Raw genomic sequence first — 11669 nt, forward strand, 5'->3', positions numbered from 1 at the left:
CCTGACGATGACCCAAGGCCACCGCCGAAATTACACCACGTTGACGGACGCGACCGTCATCAAATGTTGATGGATTGCAAAGGGATACAAGGCGGGTGTTGGCTAGTCGGCCCTGAGCGCAATTGAGTCGGGCTCGTCCTTAAGGTGTCCAAAGAGCTATATGCGTGAGGGGCGGCGGCAACGCCTCCGATAACCTAGGATTCGACAGCAAGTGCCCAATTGATCTGGTCTAGTCGTCATCGACTGACAGCCGAAGACAACTGTGCCTGAGCTACCGGCCCCAAGGCGGCGGGTTACGACTAGGTTGAGACCTTCAAAGAAATCCCGTGAATGACAGCTTTTGGCGAGACCGGCGATCCGGCGTATCGCACTGAGATACCATAAAGCATTAAAGGTTTCTATGCACCGCTCACAGAAAGCATCATTTGCGCCTTATATTTGCGGAAGTGATGATCACACCAGAATTGCCAGACTTTTTGGTCAGCAAGGTAGTCGCCTTTAGGCTTTCTGCCTGCGAAGGGCGCGGATGGTGTTATCGCGGTAGTGCTGCATCACCGTATGGAGATTGATTGCCGAAGGGTTCGCCAGCCATTGGTATACTAGGCCGAAGATGAATGCGCTGAACTCGACCGCGAAGCTTTCTGGATCCACGTCCTCGCGCACTTCACCATCCGTTCTGGCTTGGGCCAGCCAACGCGTGGTATCACGGCGATAGGCGATGTGGTTTGAGGCGAGGCGGCGGCGGACCAGCGGGTAACTGCTGATCGACTCAAACCACAGGATATACATTGCCTGCATCTGCTTGGTGCGATTGAGCAGGAAGAACTCCACCGCATCTAGCGCGCCCTCGATGGCGGCAATGCCGGTGTTCTTGCCGACAAAGCGGCGCAGTTCGGAAGCCCAGGTCTCGTTGAAGTCGCGCACCAGGAAGCCAAACAGGGTTTCCTTCGAGCCGAAGCGATTGCTGGCCAGCCCACGGCTGTAGCCCGCACGCTCGCCGACTTCCTTCAGCGTGGTGTTGTGCGTGCCGAGTTCGACGATGAGATGCATCGCCGCCTCGAACATGCGGGCATCCGACAAAGCAGTCCGCTCGACCTGTGTAAGCCGGGGCCGCTCCACAGGAAGATCGCCGGGGGAGGAAATGTTCACATTCAATCCTAGTCTCCGGGAGTGAAACCGGTTTCCACGACCACAACCATCTCTCCCGCGTCGAACTTCTCCCGAAGTGATTTCTTGTCGAACTTGCCGACACTGGTTTTCGGGATGGAGTCCGTTCGCGCCCAATACTCGGGTATCATGAACCTGGCAAATCCCTCCCGGAGACCTGCCCGTAGCGCCATTGGGTCAAAGTCGGCGCTGTCCCGGACGGCCACCACGGCCAGCGGACGCTCTTCCCAGCGCGGATCGGGAATGGCGAACACGGCCGCTTCGACCACGCCGGGCAGCCCGGCGATTCCGTTTTCAAGATCGGTGGAGGAAATCCATTCGCCGCCGGACTTGATGAGATCCTTGGCTCGGTCCGTGATCTCGACGTAGCCGAGCGCATCGATGCGTCCGACATCGCCAGTACGGAGCCAGCCATCTGCGGTGAGACGCGAATCCTCGGGACGCTCTTTGAGGTAGCCGCCAGTTACCCATGGCCCCTGCAGCTGGAGGTGCCCCATCGCGGTCCCGTCCTCGGGAAGGGGGCGGTCCTGATCATCGACGATGCGCACGTGCATGCCGGGCACCGGCCGCCCTGCCTTCGCACGCCAGGGCACTTCGCCCTCCGGCCCGACCTCGCGCGGGGGGAACGAAAGCACGCACATCGGGCTGGTCTCGGTCATCCCCCAGCCTTGCACGACATCGACGCCCCATGCCGCCTTCACGCGTTCGATCAGGTTGGCGGAAACCGCCGAACCGCCCGAGACAATGGTGCGGAACGAGGAGAGGTCGAGCGGCGCTTGAGCATGAGCCTGAAGCAGGTCGTTGAGGATGGTCGGCACCGCGGCCATGAGGCTAGGGCGCTCCTCGGCGATCAGCCGCGCGAGGTGCCCGCTCTGCAGGTGCGGGCCGGGGAGGATCAGGTCGCTGCCGGCGAGCCAGCCCGAATAGGGCATGCCCCAAGCATTCGCGTGGAACATCGGCGGCACCATCAGGATGCGATCGCGGTTGGAGATCGCGAAGGTATCCGCCGCCATCGAGGCGAGGCTGTGAAGATAGACCGACCGGTGCGAATAGACGACGCCCTTGGGCAGGCCCGTGGTGCCCGAGGTGTAGCAGATCGCGGCGGCATCGGTTTCGACGAGACGCGGCCAGACTGTCATCGGCGCAGCGGCGGCAATCAGGTGCTCGTACACATGGATCTGCCCCGCAAAGCCGGCGATTTCCTCCGGCGCTTCGCCGACTACGATCACATGGTCGACAGCGGGGCATTCAGGCAGGATGGCAGCGATGGCGGGGAGCAGCACGGCATCGACGATCAGCGCGCGGTCGGCCGCGTGGCCCATAATGTAGCGGATCTGGTCGGCAGGCAGGCGCACATTCAGCGTGTGGAGCACCGCGCCCATCGCCGGGACCGCAAGATAGGCCTCGAGGTGGGCGGGACTGTTCCAGCAATAGGTGGCAACGGGTTCGCCGTGCGGGACGCCCAGCGCGGCGAGCGCACCGGCGAGGCGGCGGGCGCGGGATGCGGTTTCGGCGAAGCTGCGCACCTGCGTCGTCGTGCCATCGAAGGAGACGACGCGGCTCGTCCCGAACAGGCGCTCGCCGCGATCGACGATCATCTGCGTGGACAGCGGGTGATCCATCATCGTCGCCTTCACCGGACTTTTCCCTTCTCAAGAATGTGCGCCGCCTCGGCGAGGAGGGCGGGCACATCGCGTTCGAGGCCGCGTGAATAGGGGGTATCGACCTTGCCCTGCGTCTGCAGCACCCATGCGCCTTCGACGATGGCGGCAAGCCGCCAGGCGGCGAAGACGACGTAGTAGTCGATGTGCTTGTGGCCGAGGCTGGTTACGGCGGACCAATGCTCGGCAAGCGTGCGGGCCGGAAGTACACCCGGACGGTTGGTGAGGCCCTGCACGAAGGGAAAGCCGATCACGCCCGCCGGATCACGCTGCCAGAAGAACAGGCACAGACCCAGATCAACTAGCGGGTCGCCCAGCGTCGCCATTTCCCAGTCGAGGATCACCCGCAGTTCAGGTCGATCCGGCGCGACGAGGCAGTTGTCGAGGTGGAAGTCGCAGTGGATCACGCTTGCGCGAGAGGAGGCGGGCTGGTTGGCGAGCAGCCACGCGCCGATCTCCTCCAGCAGTGGCAGATCGCGCACACGCTCCGCCGCGCGTACCTTGAGCCAGCGCTCGATCTGACGCTGGACGAAGCCATCGGGCCGGGCGAAATCGGCGGGCAGCACGTCCTGCCAGTCCACCGCATGAACGCGGGCGAGGCCTTCGACCATCGTCAGGCCGAGCCGGTTGACGGTCTCGTCGGTATCAGGCCAGCCTTCGGGCAGTCGCTCCGTCAGCGCGACGCCCTCGACCCATTCGGTTACGGCAAAGGGCTGGCCGATCACCTCGGGATCGCTGCACCAGGCCACCGCCTGCGGCACCGGGGCAATGTCCTTCAGCGCGGAGATGACACGGTATTCGCGCTCGATCCCCGCCGCAGCCTTGTCGGAAATGACGTTGACGGGCGGTTGGCGTAGGACCAGTCGGCCTTCATTCGTCTCGATCAGCCGGGTCACGTTGGAGTTTCCGCCGGCAAGGACCGGACCGGGCCTGATGCCACTGCGCCCGGTGGCCTGTGCCAGCCATGCCTGCAGTCGCCTTTCGGCGTCTACAGGTTGCACATCAGGCCTCCGTCGGTGAACACGACGGACCCGGTCATGTAGGTCGAACCGGCGACCCACCAGCAGACCTCGGCCATCTCCTCGAGCGTGGCCATGCGCTTCAAGGGAATGCGCTCGACGATGGCCTTGCGCGCGCGCTCGGAAATCGTCGCGGTCATGTCGGTATCGACGAAACCGGGTACCATCATGTTGACCCGGATCTGCCGCCGCGCGAGTTCGACCGCCAGGACATTGGTCAGGCCCGTCAGTCCGGCCTTTGATGCGCCATAGCAGCTGTCGCCGGGGAAGCCTCGGAAGCCGACCACCGCGCCAACGTTCACGACCGAACCGCCCTCCGGCATGAGCCCCGCCAGCGCACGGATCATGCGCATGGGCGCGGTGAGATTGGTGGCGAGTGTCGCCTCCCAGTCCGCGTCGGCGATGCGGTCCAGCCCGCCGCCGCGGTGGAGGCCGGCATTGTTGACGAGCACGTCGAGGCCGCCCCAGCGCGCCTCGATTTCGGCAGCAATGCGCGCGACATCGTCTGCCCTGGTGACGTCGGCGGAAATGCCGAAGACATCGCCGCCCATCGCCGCCGCGATCCCGGCGATGCCCGGATCGCGACCGACGATGCAGACCCGCTCGCCCCGACTGACGGCGAGCGCGGCAACCGCGTGGCCAATGCCGCGCGATGCCCCGGTCACCAGCCAGCGGCGCCCGTCAGACCCGGCGGGGGCGGGAACCTCAGCCATAGCGCCTGCTGCCCCGGATCAGAACGACTGCGTCACGGCAACACCCCACGAACGCGGTGGACGCGCGGCGCCGTAGCTCCAGACGCCCTGGACGTCGTAGCCGATGGTCCAGCCGTTCTCGTCGATGAGGTTCTTCCCGAAGACGCTGATCATGGTCTTGTTGATCTTGTAGCTGATCGAGGCGTCGAGCATGTTCTGCGCGCCATTGCGCAGGTTCGGGTTGTTGAGGAACGTCAGCTCGTGCGCACCGATATGGTGCAGCTCGGCGTTGACCATGAGCGTGCCGGGGCCGACGTTGTTCTCGTAGGAAGCGCGCAGATCCCAGGTCCACCTGGGCGCACGGCGGATCCTGAGGAACGTCGCGTCGACCGGCTTGCCGGTGCTGTAGATGTCCCCGAAGAAGTCCTTGTACTTGGAATCGAGGTAGCCGAGGTTGCCGCCGATGGTCAGGTTCGAGGTAACCCGCGCGGTCAGGTCAAGCTCGATGCCCTTGAGATCGGCCTTCGAGGCGTTGATCGTGCGGTTCTCGCGGCCGGTCGAGGTGCCGGGAGCCGGCACGTCGAGGTCCTGCTGCATGTCCTTGTACTTCATCAGGTAGAACGCGCCGTTGAGGCGGACGCGGTCATTGAGGAACTGGGTCTTGAAGCCCAGTTCGTAGTTGTCGAGCGTTTCGGGGTTGTAGGGCGTGATCGCCGCACCGATCGTCGAGGGACGGCCGTTAAAGCCGCCGCCACGATAGCCGCGCGACCACAGCGCATAGGTCATGACCTCGGGCGTCCAGTTGTAGCTGAGGCTGACCTTGGGGGTGAACTTCGACCAGCTCGCGCCGATGGGGGCGGGCATCACGATGTTGACCCCGGCCACCGGCGGCAGGGTGACGATCGGGTTCTTCTCCTCGAGCGTGCCGTAGATGAAGATCGTCTTGTCGTTGACCTGCGTGGTCTTGGCATCGTGCGTGTAGCGGCCGCCGACAGTGAGCTTGAGCTTGTCGGTGAACTTGTAGTCGCCTTCGAAGTAGCCCGCCCACGACTTGGTTGTCTGCGTCACGTCCTGCGCGCTGGTGAGCAGCGGCGCACCGGCGAAGCCGATGTAGTTCTTGAGGTTGATCGTGTACTTCGAGAACCACTGGTAGCCGCCCAGCACGAAGGTGAGCGGGCCGCCGCCGCCCTTGACGAGGCGGACCTCGTTGGTCACCTGCCGCCAGCGGGCCGGGCGATCGGTGTGATAAAGGGTCTGCGGGGTGGAATCGAAGTCCTGATTGATGGACTCGCTCGTCTTCAGATAGCCCAAGATATATTCGAGATCGAGATCGCTGCCCAGCTCGTACTTGGCCTTGCCGATCGCCATGTCGAGCTTGAAGCGCGCGCTCTTGTCGACGGGCGCATTGCTGATGCTGACATAGCGGTCACCCGAGATCGGCACATCGCCGCGCGGCGAGCAGTACTTGTACGCGGCGCAGAACAGGTCGGTCGGCTTGGTCAGCGCCGAAAGCTGGGGCGGGTCCTGCCGCGTGAGCTGGTGATCGTAGCTGAGGCTGATTTCGAGCGCCGGAGTGGGGGTAAGCAGGAGCTGACCGCCGATGGCGCGAAAATCGGACTTCTGGCCCGGCTGGTTGAAAGTCTTGTTGAAGATATAGCCGTCGGACGAGTTATAGGCTCCGGAGACCTTGAGCGCGATATTGGGCGCAAGCCCGAAGCTGACGACGCCCTGGAAGTCGTAGGTATCGAAGCTGGAATAGGTGCCGCGCACCTTGCCGGTCAGTTCCTGCGTGGGCTTGGAGCGGGCAAGGTTGATCACACCGCCAGTGGCATTGCGGCCGAACAGCGTGCCCTGCGGACCGCGCAGCACTTCGACGCGGTCAACGTCGATGGCCTTCAGCAGGCTGCCCGAGCTCTGGCCGATGTAGATATCGTCGATCACCACGCCCACGGCCGGGTCGACCGACTTCTCGACGTCCGCCACGCCGACGCCGCGGATGTAGATGGCCGCGACGCCGCCGGGGCCCTGCTGGGTATCGTCGATGAGGATGTTGGGTGCGGAATTGGCAAAGTCGCGCACGTCCGAATCGAAGCGCTTGGCAAGGTCGGTCGCGCCGAGCGCGCTGACCGATGAGGAGACGTTCTGGAGGTTTTCCGTCCGCTTGCGTGCAGTTACCACGATGGCCTCAAGGCCTTCGCTCGATGTGCTCGCTTCACCGGCGGCCGCCTGCTGGGCCTGTGCCTGGCCCGCGACCAGACCGGCGGCTGAAATCGACGCGGCCAGAAGCGCGCGCATTGCCTGTACCGACATGCTCATCCCGTCTCTCCCTCTCCTTGCCGCGCTCTTCCGGCGCAGCCCCGTTTATCGCCGGCCAAGCCATCGCGGACGCGAGGTGGATGGCATGGCCGGTGGCAGGGTCTATCAAACTTGCTATACCCAAACAAGTTATATTGCAGGGAATGATTCTGCGCCGAATCCGCGATTTTCTCTCAATGCGCTGCATTAGAAGGGGCGATTCGGCGATCGCGACAGTGCCCTGCCCATTCGGCCACAGAGATTTTGCTTGTCTGAAACTAGTAAGTGTGATCCACAAAGAGGGATAACAGGCTCAGGAGAGGTCCCATGGGCGGCAGGCTCGAGGGCAAGGTTGCGCTCATTTCCGGCGGAGCAAGCGGGCTGGGCGAGGCGCAGGCCACGCTCTATGCCCGTGAGGGCGCGAAAGTCCTGATCGGGGACTTGCAGGAGGCGCTTGGTATCGCCGTGGTGGCCAAGATCAAGGACGCTGGCGGCGATGCGGCGTTCATCCGGCTCGACGTGACGGACCTTGCGAGCTGGCAAGCCGCCGTGGCGTTCACGGTCGAGACCTTCGGCAAGCTCACGACCCTCGTCAACAACGCGGGCATCTTCCACCCCGGCGGCGTGCAGACCGAATCGCCCGAAGGCTGGGCGCGCATGGTTGCGGTCAATCAGACCGGCGTATTCTATGGGATGAAGGCGGCAGCACCCGAGCTGCTCAAGGCCGGCAAGGGCTCGGCCATTGTCAACATTTCCTCGCTCTATGGCCTGATCGGCAGCCCGGATGCGATCTCCTATCATGCCTCCAAGGCAGCGGTGCGCGTCATGGGCAAGGGCGCCGCGCTCGAATTCGTGAAGCAGGGCGTGCGCGTCAACACGATTTTCCCCGGCCAGATCCGCACCCCGATCCTTGGTGACATCACGCCCGAGCAAGACGCGGCGATCAAGGCCTCGATCCCGATGGGCGAAGTGGGCGATCCTATGGACATTGCCCATGCCTCGCTGTTCCTCGCCTCGGACGAGGCGCGTTACATCACGGGCGCGGAACTCTGGGTCGACGGGGGCTGGTATGCCGGTTGTTGAGAAGGTGGCACATTACTGATGGCTTGGGATTTTTCGACCGAACCCGAATTCGCCGAGAAGCTCGACTGGATGCGCGATTTCGTGAAGCGCGAGATCGAGCCGATGGACCTTGTCTTCCGGGGGCCGGGCGATCCGTTCGACCCGCGTTCGAAGGCGCGCCGGATCATGAAGCCGCTGCAGCAGGTGGTGAAGGACAAGGGACTGTGGGCCTGCCATCTGGGACCGGAACTCGGCGGGCAGGGCTATGGTCAGCTGCACCTTGGCCTGATGAACGAGATCCTCGGCCGCAGCCGCTTTGCGCCGACCGTGTTCGGCACGCAGGCGCCCGATACCGGCAATGCCGAAATCCTCGCCCGATTTGGCAGCGAGGAACAGAAGGCGCGCTATCTCCAGCCGCTGCTTGATGGCGATATCGTCTCGTGCTTCTCGATGACCGAGCCGCAAGCGGGCGCCGATCCCGGCGAGTTCCTCTGCCGCGCATCGGCGGACGGCGATGACTGGGTGATCGAGGGCGAGAAGTGGTTCGCCAGCCATGCCGACATGGCCGAATTCCTCATCGTCATGTGCATCACCGATCCCGATGTGGCGGTCCATGCCGGTTCGACGACGATCATCGTCCCGCGTGATGCGCCGGGGCTCGAGATCGTGCGCAACACCGCAGTCGGCCCCAAGGACGAGATCGGCAGCGGGGTTCACGGCTACCTGCGCTTCAACAAGTGCCGCGTGCCGCTGACGAACACGCTCGGCGCGGTGGGCGGCGGCTTCAATGTCGCGCAGTCGCGGCTGGGCGGCGGGCGCATTCACCATGCCATGCGCACGGTCGGCATGCTGAACAAGGCGCTCGACATGATGTGCGAGCGCGCGGTCAGCCGCGTGACCAAGGGCGAGCGGCTGGCCGACAAGCAGATGGTGCAGGAGCGCATCGCCGACAGCTACACCCAGATCACCCAGTTCCGCCTGCATGTGCTCTATGCCGCCTGGCTGCTGGATCAGGACAAGGGCTATACCCACCGCGTGCGGCGCGAGATTTCGGCGATCAAGGCGGCGATGCCCGGCGTGCTGCGCGACGTGGTCTACCGCGCGCTCCACATCCACGGCTCGCTCGGCATGTCGAACGAGACGCCGCTGATGGACATGTGGCAGTACGTGCCGGAAATGGGCATCGTCGACGGGCCGACCGAAGTCCACAAGGTCTCGGTTGCCAAGGACATCCTGCGCCGCGTCGATCCGGCGCCCGGTCAGTGGCCGACCTATTTCGTTCCCGAAACGCGCGCCGCCGCACTTGCGAAGTTCGCGCCCTATCTTGATGAGGAGGCTGGCTGATGGCCCTTACGCTTGAACAGCGGGTCGAGTTTCTGGAAACCCGGCTTGCCCTGCATGACCTCGTCTCGGACTACTGCCTCGGCTTCGACAAGCGCGACATGGGGCGCTTCCTCGCGATCTGGTGGCCGGATGCGGTGTGGGAAATCGGCCCGCCGTTCGGCGATTTTGTCGGGCATGAGGGCGTCAACCACGCGGTGATCGACATTCTCTGGCCGGCCTGGGGCACCTCGACGCATTACACCACCAATTTGCGCGTGACGCCGGTGAGTGCTGACGTGGTCGAAGGTATTTGCGACGTCTATTGCATCGGCAACAGCAGCGAAGGCCAGGCGCAGACCGTGGCGGCGACCTATACCGACCGCTTCGAGCGGCGCGATGGCGTGTGGAAGATCGCGCGGCGCAAGGTCACCATGCATCACTTCAGCCCGCTGACGGGCATTACGCTGGCCGCACCGCAATAGCGGGCGGCGCATCAGGGAGAGGATAATGGCGCGGTTCGATTGCGGCGATGGCCGCTCGGTTTATTACGAGCACCACCGCGGGGACGGGGTGTCCGTCGTGCTGGTGCACGGCTGGGCGATGTCGGGCCGGATCTGGGCGGGCACGGTGGAAGTGCTGAAGGAGGCAGGGCACGCCGTGATCGTCGTCGATCACCGGGGCTGCGGCCAGTCCGACCGCGATTTCGATGACATGTCCATCGCCGCGATTGCGGGCGACGTCGCGGCGATTGTGCGCCACTGCACCGACAAGCCCACCGTGCTCAACGGCTGGTCGCTGGGCGGCGCGGTCGTGGTCGAAGCCGCCAGCTTCCTCGGTTCGGCTTGCGCCGGCGTGGTCCTCACCTGCGGCGCCGCGCCTCGCTTCATCAAGTCGGATGACTTCCCGTATGGCGGCGAGCCGGGTTCGCTTGAGGCGACCAAGGCCGCGCTTGGCGGCGACCGCGCGGCGTTTTTCCGCGGCCTTTCCGGCGGGGTCTGCGCCAAGCCCGTCAGCGAGGCCATGGTCGACTGGATGTGGGCCGCCTTCATCGACAGCGGTCCCGGCGTCATCGAATCGCTGATCGATCTGGGCCGGGTAGACCAGCGAGAAGCGCTCAAGGCACTGCCTGTGCCGCTGCTCTCGATTGTCGGCAGCGCGGATGCAATCCTTGATCCGGGTGTCGGCAAGGCGGCAGCCGAGATAGCGCCGCATGGTGAACTGGCGCTGATCGAGGGCTGCGGACACGCGCCCTTCATCGAGGACGCCGAGGCCTACAACGCTGCACTGCTAACCTTTTTGGCCAAGCTTTGACCTGAGGCGAGACGACGACAATGACTTCACTGGATCCGTTCTTCACGCCGTTCGACTGCAAGTCGCTGCACCTTGCGAACCGTTTCCTGATGGCCCCGATGTCGCGCTATTTTGCGCCGGGCGGCATTCTTTCGCAGGAATCGGCGGACTACTACCGCCGCCGCATCGAGGGCGGTGTGGCTGCCGTCATTACCGAAGGCGTTGCGGTTGACCGGCCCGGGTCGGTCGCTGCCGATACGGTCCCCGCCTTCCACGGCGAGGAAGGCCTTGCCGCCTGGGCGCGCGCCACGGATGATGTCCACCGCGCGGGCGGGGCGATGATCCCGCAGCTCTGGCACGTGGGCGGCTGCGAGGATTTCAACTTCCCGGATTCGCCGCACCCGCCGCTCGAAAGCCCCTCGGGTCTTGTCGGGCCGGACATTCCGGGCGGGCGGGTGATGACCCCGGCCGATATCGACGAAGTGATCGCCTCCTTCGCGCGCGGTGCAGTCGAAGCCCAGCGCATCGGCTGCGATGCAGTCGAACTTCACGGCGCGCATGGCTACCTCTTCGACCAGTTCTTCTGGACTGCCACCAACAAGCGCGACGATCGCTATGGCGGCGATGACATAGCCCAGCGCGGGCGCTTTGCTGCCGATTGCGTGGTGGCCGTTCGCAAGGCGGTCGGGCCCGACTTCACCATCATCTTCCGCATCTCGCAGTGGAAGACCTACCAGTACGACGCCAAGATCGCGCGTGATCCGGCCGAGCTGGAACGCTGGGTCGCGCCGCTCTCGGAGGCCGGGGTCGATATCTTCCACTGCTCGGAGCGGCGATTCTGGGAAGCTGCGTTCCCCGAAGAGGATGATCGCAACCTTGCCGGGTGGACCAAGCACATCACCGGCAAGCCGACGATCACTGTCGGCTCGGTCGGGCTCGACCGCGATCTGATGGAAGACTTCGTTGCGGGTGAATCCGTGCCGACCTTGAAATCGATGGACGAACTCGTGCGCCGCTTCGAGCGCGGGGACTTCGATCTCGTCGCCGTGGGCCGCGCGCTGCTGGCTGATCCCAACTGGCTGCAGAAAGTGCGCGCCGGGGCGGTCGATCAGCTGAAGCCCTATTCGAAGGCCTGCATGGAAACGCTCTACTGATCTTGA

Annotated in this window: 10 protein-coding genes; 5 read left to right on the forward strand and 5 right to left on the reverse strand. The window is 64.4% G+C overall.

Annotation, left to right across the window (positions count from 1 at the left end; all coding sequences use genetic code 11):
* Positions 1-498 precede the first annotated feature (498 nt).
* From IP83_RS08720 to IP83_RS08740, 5 genes are read right to left on the reverse strand one after another with little or no spacing between them, the layout of a single operon-like run.
* Positions 499-1149, reverse strand: a complete 651-nt coding sequence (locus IP83_RS08720) for a TetR/AcrR family transcriptional regulator (RefSeq protein ID WP_156309639.1) — start codon at positions 1147-1149, stop codon at positions 499-501.
* A gap of 8 nt (positions 1150-1157) precedes the next feature.
* On the reverse strand, positions 1158-2804 hold the full coding sequence (locus tag IP83_RS08725; RefSeq protein ID WP_054121832.1) for a long-chain-fatty-acid--CoA ligase: 1647 nt from the start codon (positions 2802-2804) through the stop codon (positions 1158-1160).
* Complete coding sequence (locus IP83_RS08730; RefSeq protein WP_197274322.1) at positions 2801-3829, reverse strand: phosphotransferase family protein; 1029 nt, start codon at positions 3827-3829, stop codon at positions 2801-2803. The genes IP83_RS08725 and IP83_RS08730 overlap by 4 nt, the downstream gene beginning before the upstream one ends.
* On the reverse strand, positions 3817-4560 hold the full coding sequence (locus IP83_RS08735) for an SDR family NAD(P)-dependent oxidoreductase (RefSeq protein WP_054121834.1): 744 nt from the start codon (positions 4558-4560) through the stop codon (positions 3817-3819). The genes IP83_RS08730 and IP83_RS08735 overlap by 13 nt, the downstream gene beginning before the upstream one ends.
* Positions 4561-4578: 18 nt before the next feature.
* Positions 4579-6855, reverse strand: a complete 2277-nt coding sequence (locus IP83_RS08740) for a TonB-dependent receptor (protein ID WP_082364604.1) — start codon at positions 6853-6855, stop codon at positions 4579-4581.
* A 306-nt stretch (positions 6856-7161) separates the two neighbouring features.
* On the opposite strand from IP83_RS08740, the gene IP83_RS08745 reads away from it, so the two are divergent.
* Genes IP83_RS08745 through IP83_RS08765 form a run of 5 tightly spaced genes read left to right on the forward strand, consistent with a single transcriptional unit; the run spans position 7162 to position 11663 of the window.
* Positions 7162-7917 carry an SDR family NAD(P)-dependent oxidoreductase gene (locus IP83_RS08745; RefSeq protein ID WP_082364605.1) on the forward strand — a complete coding sequence of 252 codons (756 nt, stop codon included), beginning with the start codon at positions 7162-7164 and terminating at the stop codon, positions 7915-7917.
* 18 nt (positions 7918-7935) lie between these two features.
* Positions 7936-9240, forward strand: coding sequence for an acyl-CoA dehydrogenase family protein (locus IP83_RS08750; RefSeq protein WP_054121836.1), 1305 nt, complete (start codon positions 7936-7938; stop codon positions 9238-9240).
* Entirely contained in the window at positions 9240-9701 is a 462-nt protein-coding gene (locus IP83_RS08755) for a nuclear transport factor 2 family protein (RefSeq protein WP_082364606.1), read from the forward strand. The genes IP83_RS08750 and IP83_RS08755 overlap by 1 nt, the downstream gene beginning before the upstream one ends.
* A gap of 25 nt (positions 9702-9726) precedes the next feature.
* Positions 9727-10530 (forward strand): alpha/beta fold hydrolase, encoded by an 804-nt coding sequence (locus IP83_RS08760; protein ID WP_054121838.1) that lies wholly within the window; start codon positions 9727-9729, stop codon positions 10528-10530.
* A gap of 20 nt (positions 10531-10550) precedes the next feature.
* Positions 10551-11663 carry an NADH:flavin oxidoreductase gene (locus IP83_RS08765; protein ID WP_054121839.1) on the forward strand — a complete coding sequence of 371 codons (1113 nt, stop codon included), beginning with the start codon at positions 10551-10553 and terminating at the stop codon, positions 11661-11663.
* Positions 11664-11669: the final 6 nt, after the last annotated feature.

Source organism: Novosphingobium sp. AAP93, from assembly GCF_001296055.1.
In the GTDB taxonomy this organism is placed as follows: Bacteria; Pseudomonadota; Alphaproteobacteria; order Sphingomonadales; family Sphingomonadaceae; genus Novosphingobium.